This is a genomic window from Antribacter gilvus (assembly GCF_003946865.1).
In the GTDB taxonomy this organism is placed as follows: Bacteria; Actinomycetota; Actinomycetes; order Actinomycetales; family Cellulomonadaceae; genus Antribacter; species Antribacter gilvus.
The window spans coordinates 221,419-240,545 of the sequence record NZ_QXTH01000007.1 but is presented as its reverse complement, the minus strand read 5'-3'; the positions used below and the strand labels follow the sequence as shown (position 1 = coordinate 240,545).

Annotated in this window: 19 protein-coding genes; 15 read left to right on the top strand and 4 right to left on the bottom strand. The window is 71.1% G+C overall.

All coding sequences use genetic code 11. The features are described from left to right. Positions 1 to 15 precede the first annotated feature (15 nt). The gene (locus tag D1350_RS13935) at positions 16 to 1,314 is read left to right on the top strand and encodes an enolase C-terminal domain-like protein (RefSeq protein WP_125776615.1); all 1,299 of its coding nucleotides are present in this window, start codon (positions 16 to 18) and stop codon (positions 1,312 to 1,314) included. Here D1350_RS13935 and D1350_RS13930 read toward each other — a convergent pair. Then, positions 1,307 to 1,978: a FadR/GntR family transcriptional regulator gene (locus tag D1350_RS13930; protein WP_125776614.1), complete on the bottom strand. Its 672-nt coding sequence runs from the start codon at positions 1,976 to 1,978 to the stop codon at positions 1,307 to 1,309. The two genes, D1350_RS13935 and D1350_RS13930, sit on opposite strands and share 8 nt — an antisense overlap. A 176-nt stretch (positions 1,979 to 2,154) precedes the next feature. Here D1350_RS13930 and D1350_RS13925 point away from each other — a divergent pair, with 176 nt between their 5' ends. The 10 genes from D1350_RS13925 (at position 2,155) to D1350_RS13880 (ending at position 13,487) form a co-directional block, all read left to right on the top strand. Continuing rightward, complete coding sequence (locus tag D1350_RS13925) at positions 2,155 to 2,313, top strand: hypothetical protein (RefSeq protein WP_206074536.1); 159 nt, start codon at positions 2,155 to 2,157, stop codon at positions 2,311 to 2,313. A gap of 104 nt (positions 2,314 to 2,417) precedes the next feature. Continuing rightward, a complete protein-coding gene (locus D1350_RS13920; protein WP_125776613.1) occupies positions 2,418 to 2,708 on the top strand; it encodes a hypothetical protein in 291 nt (96 codons plus the stop codon). Beyond that, positions 2,705 to 3,526: a hypothetical protein gene (locus D1350_RS13915; RefSeq protein WP_125776612.1), complete on the top strand. Its 822-nt coding sequence runs from the start codon at positions 2,705 to 2,707 to the stop codon at positions 3,524 to 3,526. Before D1350_RS13920 ends, D1350_RS13915 begins: the two co-directional genes overlap by 4 nt. A gap of 32 nt (positions 3,527 to 3,558) precedes the next feature. Continuing rightward, positions 3,559 to 5,487 carry a fumarate reductase/succinate dehydrogenase flavoprotein subunit gene (locus tag D1350_RS13910; protein ID WP_125776611.1) on the top strand — a complete coding sequence of 643 codons (1,929 nt, stop codon included), beginning with the start codon at positions 3,559 to 3,561 and terminating at the stop codon, positions 5,485 to 5,487. After that, positions 5,484 to 6,236: a succinate dehydrogenase/fumarate reductase iron-sulfur subunit gene (locus tag D1350_RS13905; RefSeq protein ID WP_125776610.1), complete on the top strand. Its 753-nt coding sequence runs from the start codon at positions 5,484 to 5,486 to the stop codon at positions 6,234 to 6,236. Before D1350_RS13910 ends, D1350_RS13905 begins: the two co-directional genes overlap by 4 nt. A gap of 199 nt (positions 6,237 to 6,435) precedes the next feature. Beyond that, positions 6,436 to 7,758, top strand: coding sequence for an ABC transporter substrate-binding protein (locus D1350_RS13900; protein ID WP_240644097.1), 1,323 nt, complete (start codon positions 6,436 to 6,438; stop codon positions 7,756 to 7,758). A gap of 5 nt (positions 7,759 to 7,763) precedes the next feature. Further along, positions 7,764 to 8,750: a carbohydrate ABC transporter permease gene (locus D1350_RS13895; RefSeq protein ID WP_125776609.1), complete on the top strand. Its 987-nt coding sequence runs from the start codon at positions 7,764 to 7,766 to the stop codon at positions 8,748 to 8,750. Beyond that, positions 8,750 to 9,676, top strand: a complete 927-nt coding sequence (locus D1350_RS13890; protein WP_125776608.1) for a carbohydrate ABC transporter permease — start codon at positions 8,750 to 8,752, stop codon at positions 9,674 to 9,676. Before D1350_RS13895 ends, D1350_RS13890 begins: the two co-directional genes overlap by 1 nt. Then, entirely contained in the window at positions 9,673 to 12,252 is a 2,580-nt protein-coding gene (locus D1350_RS13885; protein WP_164545172.1) for a beta-galactosidase, read from the top strand. The genes D1350_RS13890 and D1350_RS13885 overlap by 4 nt, the downstream gene beginning before the upstream one ends. A 2-nt stretch (positions 12,253 to 12,254) precedes the next feature. Continuing rightward, on the top strand, positions 12,255 to 13,487 hold the full coding sequence (locus D1350_RS13880; RefSeq protein WP_125776606.1) for an ROK family transcriptional regulator: 1,233 nt from the start codon (positions 12,255 to 12,257) through the stop codon (positions 13,485 to 13,487). Positions 13,488 to 13,494: 7 nt separating this feature from the next. Here the strand turns inward: D1350_RS13880 and D1350_RS13875 are convergent, their stop codons facing one another. Both D1350_RS13875 and D1350_RS13870 read right to left on the bottom strand, forming a co-directional pair. Beyond that, complete coding sequence (locus tag D1350_RS13875; RefSeq protein ID WP_125776605.1) at positions 13,495 to 14,829, bottom strand: copper resistance CopC/CopD family protein; 1,335 nt, start codon at positions 14,827 to 14,829, stop codon at positions 13,495 to 13,497. An 83-nt stretch (positions 14,830 to 14,912) separates the two neighbouring features. Further along, positions 14,913 to 15,374, bottom strand: a complete 462-nt coding sequence (locus D1350_RS13870; RefSeq protein ID WP_125776604.1) for a DUF6153 family protein — start codon at positions 15,372 to 15,374, stop codon at positions 14,913 to 14,915. A 119-nt stretch (positions 15,375 to 15,493) separates the two neighbouring features. Between D1350_RS13870 and D1350_RS13865 the strand changes: the two genes are divergently transcribed. The 4 genes from D1350_RS13865 (at position 15,494) to D1350_RS13850 (ending at position 18,439) form a co-directional block, all read left to right on the top strand. Beyond that, on the top strand, positions 15,494 to 15,958 hold the full coding sequence (locus tag D1350_RS13865; protein WP_125776603.1) for a hypothetical protein: 465 nt from the start codon (positions 15,494 to 15,496) through the stop codon (positions 15,956 to 15,958). 98 nt (positions 15,959 to 16,056) lie between these two features. Further along, positions 16,057 to 16,593: a DUF305 domain-containing protein gene (locus D1350_RS13860; RefSeq protein WP_125776602.1), complete on the top strand. Its 537-nt coding sequence runs from the start codon at positions 16,057 to 16,059 to the stop codon at positions 16,591 to 16,593. A gap of 176 nt (positions 16,594 to 16,769) precedes the next feature. Next, the gene (locus D1350_RS13855) at positions 16,770 to 17,675 is read left to right on the top strand and encodes a DNA-processing protein DprA (RefSeq protein WP_125776601.1); all 906 of its coding nucleotides are present in this window, start codon (positions 16,770 to 16,772) and stop codon (positions 17,673 to 17,675) included. Continuing rightward, positions 17,672 to 18,439 (top strand): ComF family protein, encoded by a 768-nt coding sequence (locus D1350_RS13850; RefSeq protein WP_125776600.1) that lies wholly within the window; start codon positions 17,672 to 17,674, stop codon positions 18,437 to 18,439. Before D1350_RS13855 ends, D1350_RS13850 begins: the two co-directional genes overlap by 4 nt. Before the next feature lie 13 nt (positions 18,440 to 18,452). Here the strand turns inward: D1350_RS13850 and D1350_RS13845 are convergent, their stop codons facing one another. Further along, positions 18,453 to 19,037, bottom strand: a complete 585-nt coding sequence (locus D1350_RS13845; protein WP_125776599.1) for a TetR/AcrR family transcriptional regulator — start codon at positions 19,035 to 19,037, stop codon at positions 18,453 to 18,455. Positions 19,038 to 19,127 lie beyond the last annotated feature (90 nt).

The following is a 19,127-nucleotide window of genomic DNA, read 5'->3' as shown; positions in this document are numbered from 1 at the left end:
CCCCGAAGGAGATCGATGAGCACCATCACCGAGGTCGACGTCCGAGACGTCCGGTTCCCCACGTCGCTGGAGCTCGACGGGTCCGACGCCATGAACCCCGACCCCGACTACTCCGCCGCCTACCTCACGATCCGCACCGACGCCGGTGACGAGGGCGACGGCTTCGTCTTCACCATCGGCCGGGGCAACGACGTCGAGGCCGCCGCCGTCGCCCTCGTCGCGGGCACCCTTGTCGGGTCCGACGTCGAGCCGCTGCTCGACGACCTGGGAGCCACCTGGCGCGGCTTCGTGCACGACTCCCAGCTGCGCTGGCTCGGCCCGGAGAAGGGCGTGATGCACATGGCGATCGGCGCGGTGGTGAACGCGCTGTGGGACCTCAAGGCGAAGCGCGCGGGTCTCCCGCTGTGGAAGCTGCTCGCGAGCCTCACGCCCGAGCAGATCGTGGACCTGATCGACTTCCGCTACCTGACCGACGCCCTCACCCGCGACGAGGCGCTCGAGATCCTGCGGCGTGCCGAGGACGGCCGGGCCGACCGCGTCGCCGAGCTCGAGCGCTCCGGCTACCCCGCGTACACGACGTCGCCGGGCTGGCTCGGCTACGACGACGCCAAGCTCGCCAGGCTGTGCCGCGAGGCGGTGGCGGACGGCTTCACCCAGATCAAGCTCAAGGTCGGCGCCGACCTCGCCGACGACCGCCGTCGTCTCGGGCTGGCGCGGGAAGCCGTGGGCCCCGACGTCCGCATCGCCGTCGACGCGAACCAGCGCTGGGACGTCGACGACGCGGTGACCTGGATCGAGGCGCTCGCGCCCTACGACCTGGCCTGGGTCGAGGAGCCCACCAGCCCCGACGACATCCTCGGCCACGCGGAGATCGCCCGCCGCGTGCGCCCCGTGCCGATCGCGACCGGCGAGCACGTCGCCAACCGCGTCGTCTTCAAGCAGCTGCTGCAGGCGCGCGCCCTCGACGTGCTCCAGCTCGACGCCACGCGCGTCGCAGGCGTCAACGAGAACGTCGCGATCCTGCTGCTCGCCGCCAAGTTCGGCGTGCGCGTGTGCCCCCACGCGGGCGGGGTGGGCCTGTGCGAGGCCGTGCAGCACATCTCGATGTTCGACTTCGTCGCGGTCTCCGGCACGATGGAGGACCGCATGGTGGAGTACGTCGACCACCTGCACGAGCACTTCGTCACGCGGGTGGAGCTCCGCGACGGCCGGTACGTCGCGCCGCTCGCCCCCGGCGCCGGGGCGACCATGCTCGAGTCGTCGCTGACCGAGTTCGCCTACCCCGGCGGGGACGCCTGGCGGGCCGTCAGCTGACGCGGCGCAACCACCGCTCGACGCCATGGACGTGCACGGTGACGAGGGCGCGGACGAGGTCCGGGTCCCGCTGCTCCAGGGCGTCGACGATGGCATGGTGCTCGTCGAGGGTGCGCTGAACGGAGCCGCTCTCGGTGAGGCCGCGCCAGATCCGGGCCCGCACGGTGCGGCTGCTCAGGGCGTCGATCATTCCTCGCAGGTAGGAGTTGCCGCAGGCCGCGGTGATGCGTGCGTGGAACGCGAGGTCGTGGGCTACCAGCGCGTCGATCGCGGTGTCCTCGCCGACGTCGTCGACGATCCCGCGGAGCGCCCGGAGGTCCTCCTCGCTCATCCGCACAGCGGCGAGCCCCGCCGCCTGCGGCTCCAGGAGGCGCCGGGCCTCGAAGAGCTCCAGCAGGGACGCGTCCTGGTGCAGGTCGACGACGAACGACACGGCTTCCAGGAGCAGGTCCGGTTCCAGCGTGGTGACGTACGTGCCGTCGCCGCGGCGTACGTCGAGCACGCGGATGAGCTCGAGGGCCTTGACCGCCTCGCGCAGCGAGCTGCGGGAGAGGCCCAGCGCGTCGCTGAGCTCCTTCTCCGGCGGCAGGCGCTGCCCGGGCTTGAGCTCACCGGACACGATCATGTCCCGGATCTTCGCGATCGCGTCGTCCGTGAGCGCCACGCGCGCCCCTTCTGCTGGGAGGTGTTGGGCTCAGACATCATCCTCTACCACCTGGCGCGTCAAGACCTCCCCGACGAGAAGACGTGTAGTCGTCGTACGCGGCGGAGGGATGTCAGCACGAGGTTGCCTAAGCCGCAGTCGCAGAGATGATCCCGTCGGCAGCTGAGAACAACCCTGTGCAGGCAACTGGCCCTGGTTGCCTGCACAGTGTTGTTCTCGGCGGGGCCGGGCCCGCGATGGCGGCCTCGGTGTCCTCGGTGATCCCGGTCATGATGGTGTTCCTGGTCTTCCAGAGGCAGTTCATCGCGGCCCTGGCCAACAGCGGGCTCAAGTAGCGGGCGCCCCGGCGCGCCGACCTTGCCACCAGGGAGTACATCGGGCAGAGTCGGGTGTGACCTGCCTCACGCCGGTGTGAGGTGCGTCGCCGAGGAGGTGCTGAGTGACCACCACCGAGTTCGAGACGCTCCGCCGCTCGATCGACCAGCTGCGGCACAGCGTCGCCGAGGTGCGCAACGCCTTCGGCGAGACGCCCGAGGTCCGTCGGCTCGCGAACGATCTGGCGCGGCTGGAGATCGACGCGAGCGAGCTGGCGAACGCCCGGCTCGCCCGGCAGGGGAGCGCCGCCGGGGTGCCCGAGCACGTCGTCGTGCCCGACACCCCGCTGGACGAGGCGATGTTCAGCGACGCCGACGACGAGGGTGTCGGCGGCTACCACGGCGACCGGTCGTGACGGCGGGTCCCTCGCGGGTCGACCACGGGGTCGACGCCCCGGGGCGTGCCCGGGTCGGGGCACGGACGCTGCGGACGGACCGGTGGTGGCTGCCCCCCGCGGCCACCACCGTCGGCATCCTGATCTTCCTCGTCTACGGCGGGGTGCGGGCGTTCCAGCAGCAGTACTTCTTCGCCGACGAGCGGTACCTGACGCCGTTCTACTCGCCCTGCGTGTCGCTCGGCTGCGCGTCCGAGCCCGGCGCGGCGCACTTCGGGATGTTCCTCCCGGACCACCCGCTGATCCCGTACGCGGCGCTCAGCCTGCCCTTCCTGCTGCTGTTCCGGCTGACCTGCTACTACTACCGCAAGGCGTACTACCGGTCGTTCGCGTTCGCGCCCGTGGCGTGCGCGGTCCCGGAGCCGCACGGGCAGCAGCTGGGCGAGACGCGCTTCCCGCTGATCCTGCAGAACTCCCACCGGTACTTCTTCTACCTCGCGATCATCATCTCGATCATCAACACCTATGACGCGATTGTCGCGTTCCACCATCCGGGGGACGGGTTCGTCGTCGGCGTGGGCAACCTGGTGCTGCTCGCGAACGTGACGCTGCTGTGGTGCTACACGGCGTCGTGCCACTCGTGCCGGCACGTGATGGGCGGCCGCCTCACGCACTTCTCGAAGCACCCGGTGCGGTACTGGCTCTGGACCAAGGTCTCCGCACTGAACACCCGGCACCAGATGTTCGCCTGGATCACGCTCGGCACCCTCATCCTCACCGACCTGTACGTCGCGCTCGTCGCGAGCGGGACCATCACCGACCTGCGCCTCATCGGCTAGCTCAGCGAAACTCATCGAGAAGGAGCCCGGCCTTGGCCGAGACCGAACTGCACGAGTACGACGTCCTCGTCATCGGTGCGGGGGGCGCCGGGCTGCGCGCCGCGATCGAGGCGCGCGAACGCGGGCTGCGGACGGCGATCGTCTGCAAGTCCCTGTTCGGCAAGGCGCACACCGTGATGGCCGAGGGCGGCTGCGCCGCGTCCATGGGCAACGTCAACGAGAACGACTCCTGGCAGGTGCACTTCCGGGACACGATGCGCGGCGGCAAGTTCGTCAACAACTGGCGCATGGCGGAGCTGCACGCGAAGGAGGCACCCGACCGCGTCTGGGAGCTCGAGACGTACGGCGCCCTGTTCGACCGCACGCCGGACGGCCGGATCAGCCAGCGGAACTTCGGCGGGCACACCTACCCGCGGCTCGCGCACGTGGGCGACCGGACGGGCCTCGAGCTCATCCGCACCATGCAGCAGCGCATCGTGGCGCTGCAGCAGGCCGACCACGCCGAGCTCGGCGACTACGAGGCCCGGCTGCGCGTGTTCGCCGAGTGCACCGTCACGGAGCTCCTGACCGACGACGACGGCGCGGTCGCCGGGGCGTTCGGGTACTGGCGGGAGTCGGGCCGGCTGGTGCGGTTCGATGCGCCCGCCGTCGTGCTGGCCACGGGCGGGATCGGCAAGTCGTACCAGGTCACCTCGAACTCGTGGGAGTACACGGGCGACGGCCACGCCCTCGCCCTGCGGGCGGGCGCGACCCTCATCGACATGGAGTTCGTCCAGTTCCACCCGACGGGCATGGTGTGGCCGCCCAGCGTCAAGGGCATCCTCGTGACCGAGGGCGTGCGGGGCGACGGCGGCGTCCTCAAGAACGCGGACGGCGACCGGTTCATGTTCGGCTACGTGCCGGACGTGTTCAAGGGCCAGTACGCCGACACCGAGGACGAGGCCGACCGCTGGTACCTCGACCAGGAGAACAACCGCCGCACCCCTGACCTGCTGCCTCGGGACGAGGTGGCCCGGGCCATCAACACCGAGGTCAAGGAGGGCCGCGGCTCGCCGCACGGCGGCGTCTACCTCGACATCGCGAGCCGCATGCCCGCCGAGGAGATCAAGCGGCGCCTGCCGTCGATGTACCACCAGTTCAAGGAGCTGGCCGACGTCGACATCACCGCCGAGGCCATGGAGGTCGGCCCCACGTGCCACTACGTGATGGGCGGCATCGAGGTGGACCCGGACACCGGGCAGTCCCGCGTGCCGGGGCTGTTCGCGGCCGGGGAGTGCGCCGGCGGGATGCACGGCTCGAACCGGCTCGGGGGCAACTCGCTGTCCGACCTCCTGGTGTTCGGCCGCCGGGCGGGGCTCGGGGCGGCGTCGTACGTCGAGGGCCTGGAGCGCCGTCCCGTCGTCCGCGACCAGGACGTCGAGGCGGCGGCCCGGATGACGCTCGCGCCGTTCGACCCGCACCCGGGCGGGACGGGCGAGAACCCGTACACGCTGCACGCCGAGCTCCAGAAGGCGATGAACGACCTGGTCGGCATCATCCGCACCGAGGCCGAGATGACCGAGGCGCTGGAGCGCCTGGACGCGCTGCGGACGCGGGTGCGCGACGTCGTCGTCGAGGGAAACCGGCAGTACAACCCCGGCTGGCACCTGGCCCTGGACCTGCGGAACATGCTCATGGTGGGCGAGGCCGTGGCGTCGTCGGCCCTCCTGCGCACCGAGAGCCGCGGCGGCCACACCCGGGAGGACCACCCGGGGCTGGACCCGGAGTGGCGCCGCAGGATGCTGGTCACCCGCTGCGCCGGCGGGCCTGACGACGATCCCGTGGTGCCCCGGGTCGTCGTCGAACCGGCCGGGCGCGAGCCGATGCGCCAGGACCTGCTCGCGCTGTTCGACCTCGCGGAGCTCGAGAAGTACCACACGGCGGCCGAGCTGACCGCGTACCCCGAAGGAGCGAGCGCATGAGCTACGCGGGCCGGTTCCGGGTGTGGCGCGGGGACGACGCCGGTGGCGAGCTGGTCGACTTCGAGGTGGAGGTCAACGAGGGCGAGGTGGTGCTCGACGTCCTGCACCGGCTGCAGGCCACGCAGACGCCCGACCTCGCGATCCGGTGGAACTGCAAGGCGGGCAAGTGCGGGTCGTGCTCGGCCGAGATCAACGGGCGCCCCCGGCTGCTGTGCATGACCCGGATGTCGGTGTTCGAGCCCGGCGAGGTGGTGACCGTGACGCCCATGCGGACGTTCCCGGTGATCCGGGACCTCGTGACGGACGTGTCCTACAACTACGCGAAGGCGCGCGAGGTCACGCCGTTCACGCCTCCGCCCGGCCTGGCGCCGGGGGAGTACCGGATGTCGCAGGCCGACGTGGGGCGCTCGCAGGAGTTCCGCAAGTGCATCGAGTGCTTCCTGTGCCAGGACACGTGCCACGTGGTGCGCGACCACGAGGAGAACAAGGACGCGTTCGCCGGCCCGCGGTTCCTGATGCGGGTCGCGGAGCTCGAGATGCACCCGCTCGACGTCGCGGACCGGGTGACCGCCGCCCAGGAGCAGCACGGGCTGGGCCGGTGCAACATCACGAAGTGCTGCACCGACGTCTGCCCGGAGGGCATCAAGATCACCGACAACGCCCTCATCCCGATGAAGGAGCGCGTCGCCGACCGGCGCTACGACCCGCTCGTCTGGCTGGGCAGGACCATCACCCGGCGCCGCGGCTGAGGGCACAGCCGCGAGCGGGACGCCTCGGCGCGCAGGGGCGCGCCTGAGGATGCGCTGCTGCGCGCCGCTGCGCGCCGCGCCCGCGCCCGCGCGTGAGCGCCTGCATCGTCACCGTTTCGTGACCGAACGTCTCTTGCGCCAATTTCATCGATGGTTAGATTTAAGCCCGTTGCAACCTGTGGCGCCGGCGACGAGGCCGGTGCCCGACCGCAGAGAGGCGGAGGACATGTACACGAAGGCGCAGAAGCGGACCCGGCTGGGACTCGCGGCGACGGCGATCCTGGGCATGGCGGCACTGACGGCGTGCGGGGCCGACGGTGGGGGCGGTGGCGAGGAGGCCGACGGAGTCGCGAACCTGACGATGACCGTGTGGGGCGGCGACAACGACAAGAAGACGTACCAGGACCGCATCGACCTCCTGGAGGCCGCGCACCCCGAGATCAAGGTCGACCTCCAGCTGATCCCGGGCGACCAGTACGACCAGAAGGTCCAGACGATGATCGCGGGCGGCGACGGACCGGACATCATGCAGGTGGCCGAGGGCGTGAACGTCTACTCGTCGAAGAACCAGCTCCTGCCGCTCGACGAGCTCGTCGCCGAGGCGGACCTGGACCTCGAGGGCCGCTTCGGCCCCGTCGGGACGCTGTACTCGTACGAGGACAAGGTCTACGCGATCCCGGACCGCTCCGGCGCCATGATCGTGTACTACAACAAGGACCTCTTCGACGCCGCGGGCCTCGAGTACCCGAACGCCGACTGGACCTGGGAGGACGCCCAGGCCGCGATGGAGAAGATCACCAACCCCGCCGACGGCGTGTGGGGCTACGGCGGTGCCGGCTGGTGGGCGCAGTGGTGGAGCTTCGCGTACCAGAACGGCGGCCAGATCATCGACGACGCCGGGAAGCCGGCCGCGAACTCGCCCGAGGTCGTCGAGGCGCTGCAGTGGGCGAACGACCTCACGCACAAGCACCACGTCGTCCCCACGGCGGAGGAGTACGCCGACATGGGTCCCGACATGGGCGGCGACCCCGCCTTCGCGGCGGGCAGGCTCGGCATGAACACGACGGGCTTCTGGGCCATCGGCGGACTGCTCGAGGCGGACTTCAACTGGGACATCGCCCCGATGTGGGGCGGCGAGGAGCAGGCCGTGTCGGCCTTCGGCTCCGGCCTGGCGATCTCGCGCGACTCCGAGAACCCGGACGCGGCGTTCACGGCGATCGACTTCCTCACCGACGTCGAGGCGCAGGGGCTCATCATCGAGAACGCGCAGGACGTGCCCGCCAACATCGAGGTGCAGAAGTCCGACGCGTTCCTGAAGCCGACGTGGGCGGGCACCACGGAGATCAACATGGCGGCGTTCGGCGAGTCCTCGGACTTCGTCTTCACCTCGCCGCTGATCCCCGAGTGGACCGAGATGCAGGCGGCGTTCAGCGACAACCTCGGGACGTTCTGGAACGAGGGCGGCGACGCGAAGACGCAGCTCGACGTGATCCAGGCCAAGCTCGAGTCCGTCGTCGAGTAAGGCCGATGACCGCCGACACCGGCGAGGTCCTCGGCGCGGTGCGGGCGACGAGCCCGCACCGCGCCGAGGACGCACCGACTCGCCGCACGCCCCTGCGCCCGAGGCTGACCCGGCGCGGCAGGATCGAGGCCGGATACTTCTGGCTCTTCATCTCGCCGTGGCTCATCGGCTTCGTCGGGTTCCTCCTGGGACCCATGATCTCCTCGGTCTACATCTCGCTCACCGAGTGGGACTCCTTCACCGACCCCGTGTTCGTCGGCCTCGACAACTACACCGAGGCCCTGACCGGCGACCCGGTGTTCTGGAAGGCGCTGTGGAACACCTTCTTCTACGCCGCCGTCTCGGTCCCGGTCGGCCTGGCCATCGGCGTCTGGCTGGCGAACCTGCTCAACAAGAAGGTGCGCGGCCGCAAGTTCTTCCGCACCCTCATCTACCTGCCGACCCTTGTGCCGCTCGTCGCGACGGCGATGGTCTTCAAGATGGTGCTCGCCCCGTCCGGCCCGCTCAACGACCTGCTCGGCCTGTTCGGCGTGGACGGCCCCAACTGGCTGCTGGACCCCACCTGGGTCAAGCCGGGGCTCATCGTCCTGTCCACGTGGGGCGCGGGCGCCGCGACGGTGCTGCTGCTCAGCGCCATGAACGGCATCCCGCGGGAGTTCTACGAGGCGGCCGAGATCGACGGCGCCGGCCCGATCCGGCAGTTCTGGTCCATCACCTTCCCGATGATCACCCCGATCATCTTCTTCAACCTGATCATGGGGCTCATCGGCGCGTTCCAGATCTTCTCGCAGGTCTACATCCTGACCGACGGCGGTCCGGACAACGCCAGCCTCACCGTGGTGCCGCTGCTCTTCCGTGAGGCGTTCGGCTTCTACCACCTGGGATACGCGTCAGCGGTGGCCTGGCTGCTGTTCGTCGTGATCATCGGCTTCACGATCCTCGCCTTCCGCACCGCGCGGGGCTGGGTCTTCTACGAGACGGAGGTGCGGTGATGGTCGTCGCGACCCAGGCCCCCGCTCTCGGGGCGGTCGGCCGCCCCGAGGGCCACGGCGGAGCCAGCGCACGGACGCTCAAGGCGTTCCAGGCCTCGCCGGCCACCTACGCGGTGCTGCTGATCGTCTCGGCGATCTTCTTCGTGCCGTTCCTCCTGATGATCTCGATCGCGCTCGCGAGCGACCGGACCAGCGCGCAGAACGCCTTCACGATCATCCCGGGCGAGCTCGTGTGGTCGAACTTCTCCCACGTCTTCACGGCCACCGGCCTGCCCGTGGGCACCTTCGTCATCAACTCGGTGATCATCGCGACGCTGTCCGCCGTCGGCCAGGTGATCTCGTCCTCGCTCGTGGGCTACGCCTTCGCCCGCCTGCGGGCGCCCGGCAAGGGCGTGATGTTCATGGTCGTGCTCGCCACCATGATGATCCCGGCGCAGATCACGATGATCCCGCAGTTCCTGCTGTTCAAGGAGCTCGGCTGGGTCAACACCTACCTGCCGCTGATCGTGCCGAACTTCTTCTCGAACGCGTTCAACGTGTTCCTCGTGCGGCAGTTCGTGTCCCGTCTGCCCAGCGAGCTCGACGAGGCGGCACAGGTGGACGGGCTCGGCTACTTCGGTATCTACCGCCGCATCATCCTGCCGATGATGTGGCCGATCCTGACGGCCATCGCGATCTTCACGCTCACGGCCACCTGGGGCGACTTCATGGGCCCGCTCATCTACCTCAACAAGGAGGAGATGATGCCCCTCGCGCTCGGCCTGCAGTACATGACGTCGACGAGCAACGCGATGCAGCTCCCGCCCTGGAACCTCGTCATGGTGGGCTCGATCCTGCTCACCCTCCCGATGATCGCCATCTACTACCTCGGGCAGAAGTACCTGTACGAGATGAACGTCTCCGTGGGAAGCGCAGGTGTCAAGTGACGGCAACGACCGGTCGCGCCGTGGGGCTCGGACCCTCCGGCCTCGTGCTCGACGGCGGTGAGCAGGTCCGGCTGTGCGCCTCCCTGTTCTACTTCCGCATCCCGCGCGAGTCGTGGGCGTCGCGCCTCGCCGCGGTGCGCGCCTCGGGGTACGACCTCGTGGACGTGTACCTCCCGTGGAACTTCCACGAGGTGGCGCCCGGCCGGTGGGACTTCACCGGCCGGCGCGACGTCGGGGCGTTCCTCGACCTCGCCCGCGACGCGGGCCTCGGCGTGATCGCGAGGCCCGGGCCGTACATCTGCTCCGAGTGGGACGGCGGAGGCCTGCCCGCGTGGCTCGGGCTCGACGACGGCCTGCGCGTGCGCCAGGCCGAGCCGCGCTACCTAGCGCAGGTGGAGGCCTGGTTCGACCGGGCGCTGCCGGTCCTCGCCGAACGGCAGCACGACCGCGGCGGCGCCGTGGTGGCCGTCCAGCTCGAGAACGAGCTGGACTTCTTCGACACCGCTGACCGGGCCGGGTACGTGGGGCGGCTCCGGGACGCGGCGCTGCGCCACGGCGTCGCCGTGCCGCTGATCGCGTGCGCGGGCCAGGGCGACGGGCAGGGCGCGACAGGCGGCGTCGACGGCGTGGCGCCCGCCTTCAACTTCTACCCGGACGACCGGTCGCCGTTCGTGGAGCCGGAGGTCCGCCGGTACGCGGACCTGGTCGCCGGGCAGGACCTGCCCCTGCTCGTCACGGAGACCAACCGTCGCCACGCCACGCTGCGGCGGCTGCTCGTCAGCGGGGCGAAGGTGATCGCGCCCTACCTGCAGGCGTCGGGCTTCGACTTCGGGTACACGCCGTCGGTGGGCAACTGGGGAGACCCGGGCGGCTTCATGTCGCACGACTACGACTTCGGCGGGTACCTCGACCCGGTCGGCGGGGCACGGCCCGAGCACGCCGAGGCGCGGGTCCTCGCGGCGCTGGTGCGCACGCTCGGCCCGGCGCTCGCGCGGGCCACCACCGAGGACGCGACCGGTGCGTACCGGACGGACGTCGCCACGAGCGCCGCCCCGTCCCGGCTCCTGCTCGACGGCGGTGGTGAGCTCCTCGGCGTCCCGAACCTCACCGACGAGCCGGGGACGGTCACCCTCCCGGCGTCCGGCGGCCTGGACGAGGTCACCGTCCCGCTGCCGCCGGCGTCCTGCCTCCTCGTCCTGCGCGACCTGCCCCTCGCGGCCCACGGGCTGCCCGGCACGGCGCGGCTGGCGACGGCCGACCTCGTGGGCGCCGGGCCGGACGGCCTGGAGCTGTCGGCACGCGGCGCGAGCGTGCTCGTCCTCGAGCCCGCGAAGGGCGTGCCCGTCCGGACCGATCTCCCGGCACCCGCTCCCGGCGCGCCGGTCCGGGTCCGGGTCGGGACCGCGGGGGCCGGGTGGGACGTCGTCGTACGCCACCCCGACGACGTCGGCTCGGTGCCGGCGGTCCCGGCCGCCGAGGGCGGGACCGCGGTGATCGACGCCGTGGCCCGGCTGGACCTCCGCACGCGAGACGGGGCCACCGTCCGCCACGACCTGCCGCCGTGGTCCGAGGAGGTGGGCGTCTTCCGCGGCCGGACGCACTACTCCACCCGGGTCGACGGCGCCGCCGAGCTCCTCGTCCAGGGCGCGTCCGACATCGTCGACCTCACGCTCGACGGCGAGGCCCTGCCGACCGTCGCCGGGTTCGGGGCGTCGTTCCTCGTGCCGGTGGCGGGCGCCCAGCGGCTCTCGGCCACGGTGGAGACCTGGGGCCACGCCAACTTCGACGACGTCCGGCTACCGGCCCTGCGTCTTGGCTCCCTGCGCGGGCTGGGACGGGTGTGGTCGGTCGTCGGGCGGGAGGACGTCTCCGCCCTCTGGGAGGCGAGCGGCGACGGCACGTGGTCCGGTGACCCGGCGCCGGTGCGCTCCCTCGCGGGCTGGAGCAGCACCCGGGTGGGGGAGGCGGTCACCTACCGCCGCCGCCTCCCCGTCGACGGGCGGTCGCACCACGTGCTGCACCTGGACGGCGTCGCGGGCTCGGTGCGGCTGACGGTCGACGGCGTCGCGCGCGTCGTGACGCAGGAGGACCCCTGGGCCTACCTCGGCCCCGGAGAGGGGCGCGAGGCCGCGGTCACCGTGCCGCACCTGCCCGGGTCCGGGCTGCGTGCCGAGCTGCTCCGGCTCGACGTCGTGCACGGCTGGGACGTGGAGGCGCAGCCCGACGACGCCCTGCTCGCGCTCTCCGCGGCGAGCGCGCCCGGGACCGCCGTCGGGCTGCCGCTGGAGCCGGCGCCCGGGGAGGAGGCCTGGTTCGAGGCGGAGGTGCCTCCCGGCGGGCTGTCCCTGCGGTTCGAGGGACGTCAGGTGCGGGTGAGTGTCTTCGCGGCGGGCGAGCTCCTGGGGCGCGTGTGGCTCGACGACCCGCGGCGGCCCCGCTTCACCGGAGGCGATCCTGGTCGGCTCTGGCTGCCCGCACCGTGGAATACTGGGTCGATCCGATTCATGGTCCGCGCGACCCGGGGGGAGGAGTCCCCGCTGCTCGGGCGCGTGCACGTCACCGCGGTCCAGGAGTGAACATGGCTGTCCCGAGACGGACGTCCCGCGACATCCGCAGCGAGTCCCGGCTCGACGTGCTCCACGCGGTGCTGTCGGCCGGCGAGACCACCCGCAACGAGATCACGCGGTCGACGGGCCTGAGCCCGGCGACCGTGGCGACGGTGGTGGGCGAGCTGATCAGCGAAGGCATCGTCGCGGAGACGAAGCTGACCGCGGGCCGGGTCGGGCGCCCCACCGCCACCCTGGTCATGAACGCCGCCCGGGGCCGGGTCGTCGGGATCGACGTCGCGGAGACGTACGTGCGGGCCGTCATGTTCGACGCCGCGCTCAACCAGGTGGCCTCCGCCGAGGAGCCGCGCGACGAGCACGACCTCGACCCCGCCTCGGTCGTGGAGAGCATCGGGCGCGTGCTGGACAACGTGCTGGCCGAGGGCGGCGTCACCCGCGACGCCGTCCTCGGCGTGGGTGTGGCCCTCCCCGGGCTCGTGCAGGGAGCGTCCGGCGTCTCCGTGGTCGTGCCGCACTGGACCTGGCACAAGGTGGACCTCGAGCGGCTGCGCGAGCGGGTAGGCCTGCCCCTGAGCATCGACAACCCGCTCAAGGTGATCGCCACGGCCGAGCTGTGGCTGGGCCGTGGCCGCTACTTCTCGAGCATGGTCACCATCAACCTGGGCACCGGCGTGGGCGCCGGGATCGTCCTGGAGGGCCGCATCCTGCGCGGCGCGACCAACTCCGCGGGGGAGTGGGGGCACTCGCTGCTCGTCCTGGACGGCCGGGAGTGCCGCTGCGGGCGGCACGGCTGCGTCGAGGCGTACGTGGGCGCACCCGGCATCCAGCAGACTCTGCGCGAGATCGAGCCCGACCACCCGCTCGCCGACCTGGCCCTGCAGCGTGACTTCATCCTCTCCATGGCGGAGGCGGCCGACGGGCCGGAGCCGGACCCGGCGGTCCAGGAGACGATCGCCCGGACCGCGCGCTACCTCGGCTCCGCGCTGGCCGACCTCGTCGCCGTCATCAACCCGGAGCTGGTGACGCTCACCGGCTGGACCACCTGGGCGCTCGGGGAGCACCTTCTCGCCGCCGCGCGCGAGCGGCTGGTGGAGCAGGCTCCCGGTCGCTCGGCCCACGACCTGCGGCTCGAGGTCTCGACGGTCCGCGGCAACTCCGTGGCCACGGGGGTCGCGATCATCGCGCTCGAGCGGTTCCTCAGCGACGCCGGCCTCCTGACCAGCAGGGTGCCGATCGCGCTCTGAGGCCCCGCTACCCGTCCATCGACGCGCCGACCAGCCAGCCGGTGATCAGGACGATCGCGACCATCAGGACGGTCTCCGGCGTGGCGCTGCGGCGCAGGGCGTCGCCGGAGGACCGGCCGTGCCGGCGACCGGTGGTCGCCCCGGTCAGGAGCGGCACCGTGTGGAAGTGGTTGTAGGCGCCGAGGAGCGCGACGACGGCCACGACGGCGACCTTGGCGAGCAGGGCCAGCCCCCACTCGGTCTCCCAGAGCTGGGCCGGGCGGTCGAGCATCGCGACGGCGAGCAGCGTGCCCGCGAGGCCGACGACCGCCAGCGAGCCCGCGGCGATCACGGAGAACCGCGTCCCCATCAGGGCGGCGTCGAGGTCGCGCCCGTCCCGGCGTCGGCGGCGGAGGACGAATGCCAGCGTCACCACCCCGCCGAGCCAGGTGGCGGCGGCGGCCAGGTGGGCGACGTCCGCCGCCAGCACCACCCAGCGGGGCTCCATCGTGTTGCTGTGCCCGTCGAGGACGAACCCTGCCCCGGCGAGCGCCACGCCGGCCATCGCGGCCACGGACCCGCGCACGCTGCGTCCGGTACCGAGCAGCACGGCGAGCGCCCCGGCGGCCTGCAGCCCGACCACCAGGCCCGTCGTCCCGGCGAGGGCGTCGACCAGGTCCGGCGGCGAGACCGCCGCCGCGAGATCTCCGTGCGCCAGGGTGACCGATCGTGCGACGAGCCGGAGCAGCAGACCGCCGAGGATCAGCGCTCCGGTCCAGCGGAGGGCGGCGAGAGCCGCCGGGACGTCGTGGCGGTCGCGTCCCCGTAGCGCCAGCGCCGTGAAGACGAGACCTCCGGCGGCCACGAGCCATCCCCACAGCGTCGTGGCGTTGCCGAGCCGTCCGACCGCGACGACGACCGGCGACGGCTCGTGCCGCATCGATCCCATCGAGTGCCCCGAGTGGGAGGTGGGCGGTGCGGCGGCCTCCGCGCCGACGCTGAACTGGAGGGCTCCGGTGAGCGGGTGCCCGTCCTGCGCCGCGACGGTCCAGGTCACCTCGTAGTGGCCCTCCGGCAGGGGAGCGGCGGGCGTGGCGACGACGACGGCGCCGTCGTCCGCCTGGGTGATCACGGTGCCGACCGGTCCCTCGGGGCCGTCGATCACGACCGTGTCGCCGACGGGGGTCACCGGGAGGGTGAAGGTCAGGGTGACGGCGGTGACGGCGTCGTCGGACGTCGACCCGTCCGCGGGGTCGGACGAGGCGAGCTTGGTGTGGGCCGAGGCGGGCGCCGCGCAGCAGATCGTCAGGACGATCGCCGCGAGCAGGGCGCACGCCGTCCTGGGCGCGAGAGTGCTTCGCATGGTCGGGGTCTTCCGTCTCGTAGTGGTGTGCACACGGCTGTCCGCCTGCGGAGAGGTCCCGCAGGGGGTGACGGTGTGCGTTGCTACGTCCGGGAGATGCCGAGGGCGTGCAGGGACGGCTGGTCCGTGGTGCGACGGTCTGCGGCGACCAGGGGCCCCCACTGGACCGGCGACGTCGTCGGCCCGTTGAGGGTCGCCGGGGGTGCGGCCAGGATCGGCAGGCCGGCCAGCACCATGAGGCACATGGCGGCGGTGCCGGGGCACTCGCAGCCGTCCTCGTGATGGTGCTCGTGGTGCCCGCTCGCCGCGCCGTGCGCCCCTGCGGCCTTGCCGCCGGACTCGTCCGAGGTCTCGTCCGCGGTCTCGCCCGCGTGGTGGGCTGCGTGGGCGGCGGTCGCCGACGTGGCCGGGGCGGTGGCGCCCGGGGAGCCGCAGAGGCTGTGCATCGACACGACGCCCGCGATCACGACGGCGATCAGGAGCGCGGAGAGCGTCCCTCGCCGCAGCGCGGGGAGGAACGAACGAAGCGGGGTGATCACCAGCATGACCGGTGCAGCGTAACCGCTGCGGTGACTGTGGCAAGGGTCCGGCGTCACGGCTTGGTGCCTCGCGGTGACCTGGTTACCATCACGTGGCGACGACAGGCCGGATGAAAGTGGGACGGGTGAGGATCGAACGAGCGCGTGCCCAGGGGCTGCTGCCCCTGGTCGCTGGGTGGTGGGTCCGCCGTGCCGGTCTCGTCGCGCTCGTCGCGAGCCTGGTGCTCGGCGTCGTCGTCATGCACGCGATGAACGGTCCCTCGCACCACGCCGCCGGGGGCCGGTCCGCGCTCGTCGTGGTCGCCACCGCGAGTCACAGCTCGGGCTCCCCGTCCGGGTCCGGCGAGGTCCAGGCCCAGCCCGCTCCCGACCACGGGTCGTGCCACGACGGCTGCGGCTCGGAGACGGCGCTCTCCGCGATGTGCCTGATGATCCTGGTGTCGGTCGTCGGCGCGGCCCGCCCCCGCCGCCGGGCGCTCCCCTGGGGTCTGCCCACGCTCGCCGTGGGCGCGCTCGCGCCTCCGCTCGCTCCCCGGCTCGCGCCCGTCGCCGCGCCGTCGCTCATCGCTCTCGGGATCAGCAGGACGTAGGAGCACGCCGTTCGCCGGTGACCCTCAGGAGCACCGGCGTCAGCAGCGTGCCCACCGCATGATCGGTGACCTACGACGTACTACCGAGAGGCAATTCCATGAAGCGCACCCTTGCGACCCTGGCCGCACTCACCACCGTGCTCGGGCTGACCGCCTGCGGCGCGTCGGGTGAGACCGGCGAGTTCAACGATGCGGACGTGATGTTCGCGCAGATGATGATCCCGCACCACGAGCAGGCCGTGGAGATGTCCGACCTGGTGGCTGACAAGCCGGGGCTCGACCCGGAGATCGCAGCCCTCGCGGGCCAGATCAAGGCCGCTCAGGCGCCCGAGATCGACCAGCTGAACACGTGGCTCGAGGAGTGGGGCGCCGACGCCGGGGACATGGCTGACATGGGCCACGGCATGGACGGCATGATGAGCGAGGACGACCTGAAGGCCCTCGCCGACGCCGACGGCGCCACGGCAGGCGACCTGTTCCTCGAGCAGATGATCGCCCACCACGAGGGCGCGGTGGCCATGGCCGAGACGGAGGTCGCCGACGGCGCCGACGCCGAGGCGATCGCCATGGCGGAGTCGATCATCGAGAGCCAGACGGCCGAGATCGAGACCATGGAGAACCTCCTGGCCGAGTGACCGGGTCCCGAGCGTGACGACCAGGTAGCCGTTCCCCCTCCGAGTGTCAGACGGGGAGCAGCTACCTGGTCGCCGCCAGCCCCGTCGGCGGGTGTTGCGCCAGGATTCGAACAACAGTTCCACAACGTTCGCGGCCCACGATGTCGTATCCGGCTGCGGCGCTCTAGGCTGGCACCATGATGCCGCAGACCCACGAGCACGCTGCATTGTTCGCGCTGTTGCGTCGCGGAGGCGAACCGTGGGCACGGATCGCCGCAGGGGTTGCCTTTGAAGGTAGTGCAATGGCGATCTGGAACGCCTCGCAGGCCGACGAGGCGCTTTTCGACCTTCCGGGGAGCGACTCCGGGCTGGAGGCTGCCTCGGCCGAGATTTCGGCGTGGGAGGCTCGGCGTCTTTCGTTTACCACAGTTCTTGACTCGACATACCCTCGTCGACTGCTGGACGTGCACGAGACCCCACCGTTCCTGTTCTACGAGGGGGACCTTCGTAGTGTTGACGACGGGATGTCGGTCGTCGGATCGAGGAGTGCATCAGTCGAGGGGCAGCGCCTCGCGGCCGACGTCGCACGCTTTCTGGTTGAGGAGGGGCTGACTGTCATCAGTGGTCTGGCTGCTGGGATCGACGCAGCAGCTCATCGTGCGGCGCTTGAAGCGGGCGGGCGAACCGTCGCGTTCATCGGCACAGGGATTGCCCGGTCGTACCCGGCTGCCAATGCGGGGTTGCAGAGAGAGATTGCCGAGCGCGGTCTGGTGCTTTCGCAGTTCCTCCCGGATGCGCCACCGTCGAAGCAGTCCTTTCCCATGCGGAATGCGTCGATGTCGGGGTACGGCCTGGCGACCATCGTGATCGAGGCTGGTGAGCACAGCGGAACGCGCAATCAGGTGCGACGGGCGGGTGACCATGGCCGGCCGGTCATCCTGACCGAGCGAGTTGCCTCGTCAACCTCATGGGGCTCAGCCCTTCGTGGCTCGCCCGGCGTGCACGTTGTGGGATCCATGTCCGACCTGGGGCATGCTGTGTCGGAGATTCGCGAGCGACCGCGTCTCGCCGAGGAAGCGCTCGCCGCGCTGGCGGGCGCGTGACGAGTCAGCTTCCGGCGAACGTGCAGGCGGTCGCGGACTATCTCACCGCGTTTCACAGCGGGTACCTGCACAACGTCGCGTTTTCGCCTGGTATCACGTGTGCCGTCTGCGGGACTCCCGTCAACCATGCGCTCGACAGCAGGTGTCCACCGTGCCGGGGACACCTGGCAGAGTCGACGTCGATCGCTGACCGGGTGGGACTGATGGTCTACGCCGAGCAGTATGACGCGCAGGCGTACCGACTCGTGCAGCAGTACAAGGGCGACTTTCCTGGGCCTGAGCACATTCTCGTGATGCGTTCGCTTCTCGCCCTGGGGCTGCGGTCTCACGTGGCGTGCGACCTGAAACTGGCTGGTATCGACTATTCGAACATGGGCTGGGCTGTCGTACCGTCATCGAAGGGTCGCGACGTGCTGACGAAGCTTGTCAAGGGATTGGCGCGTCGTCCGGAGGCACAGGTACCTCTGGTCGCCGTCGGCGACGGGTTCGTCAAGCACTCGTTCCGGCCGGAGAACTTCCTTGTTCCGCACGGTGTCGAGGTGCCGGAGCACGTCCTTCTGATCGACGACTCGTGGGTCAGCGGATCCAATGCGCAGTCCTCCGCAGCGGCCCTGAAGCGAGCCGGCGCGCGCGACGTCTCGGTCTTCGCGGTGGCCAGGGTGCTGAAGCCGACCTACGAGCCCACAAAGCGCTTCCTCGCCGACAGGGGACACCCGGACTTCGATCCGGCCAGGTGTCCGTGGACCGGCAAAGACTGCCCCTGATCTACGAGCTGTCCTACCGGCTCGGGCCGGCTCCGTGGCGCAGGCCGTCGACCAGCAGGTCGACCATGCGTCTGCCGTGGCCGGCCTCCTCGTCGCCCAGGGGCAGGGAGAGCTTGGAGACGGCGTAGAGGAGGTCCTGCGGGCTCACGAGGGCGCGGATCTCCCGGGCCTCGACGGCGGCCTCCAGGAGCGAGTCGAGAGCAGGCCCGAGGCGCTCCATGAAGTAGCAGGGCAGGGCGTCGAACGCCGGGTCGCCCGAGTGAAGGGCCGAGGCGAGCCCACGCTTGGTGGCGAGGAACTCGGTGTAGCGGTGCAGCCACTTCTCGAGCGCGACGCCCGGCTCGTTCTCGTCGGCGAGAGCGGGGGCAGCGGCCGCGCAGGCGTCGACCTCGTGCTGGAAGACGGCCGTGACCAGGTCCGAGCGCTTGGGGAAGTGCCGGTACAGCGTCCCGACGCCGACCCCCGCGAGGTCGGCGATCTCCTTGGCGGGCGCATCGACGCCTGACGTCCGGAAGACCGTCTTGGCGGCCTCCAGCAGCGCGTCGATGTTGCGCTGCGCGTCGGCGCGCAGTGGTCGCGACGCTGTGTCCTGGGTCACTTCCCTCCGATCCCTTGCTAACCGGAACGCCTTTCCATATAGTTCTGGAAGAGCGTTCCGCTTAGTTGAGAGTACGGCATCGCGGCACCG

What these genes read in the sequence shown, in the direction of transcription:
- D1350_RS13935 (WP_125776615.1), top strand. Translation starts at nt 16, where the DNA reads ATGAGCACCATCACCGAGGTCGACGTCCGAGACGTCCGGTTCCCCACG.
- D1350_RS13905 (WP_125776610.1), top strand. Translation starts at nt 5,484, where the DNA reads ATGAGCTACGCGGGCCGGTTCCGGGTGTGGCGCGGGGACGACGCCGGT.
- D1350_RS13895 (WP_125776609.1), top strand. Translation starts at nt 7,764, where the DNA reads ATGACCGCCGACACCGGCGAGGTCCTCGGCGCGGTGCGGGCGACGAGC.
- D1350_RS13890 (WP_125776608.1), top strand. Translation starts at nt 8,750, where the DNA reads ATGGTCGTCGCGACCCAGGCCCCCGCTCTCGGGGCGGTCGGCCGCCCC.
- D1350_RS13880 (WP_125776606.1), top strand. Translation starts at nt 12,255, where the DNA reads ATGGCTGTCCCGAGACGGACGTCCCGCGACATCCGCAGCGAGTCCCGG.
- D1350_RS13875 (WP_125776605.1), bottom strand. Translation starts at nt 14,829, where the DNA reads ATGCGAAGCACTCTCGCGCCCAGGACGGCGTGCGCCCTGCTCGCGGCG.
- D1350_RS13870 (WP_125776604.1), bottom strand. Translation starts at nt 15,374, where the DNA reads ATGCTGGTGATCACCCCGCTTCGTTCGTTCCTCCCCGCGCTGCGGCGA.
- D1350_RS13860 (WP_125776602.1), top strand. Translation starts at nt 16,057, where the DNA reads ATGAAGCGCACCCTTGCGACCCTGGCCGCACTCACCACCGTGCTCGGG.
- D1350_RS13855 (WP_125776601.1), top strand. Translation starts at nt 16,770, where the DNA reads ATGATGCCGCAGACCCACGAGCACGCTGCATTGTTCGCGCTGTTGCGT.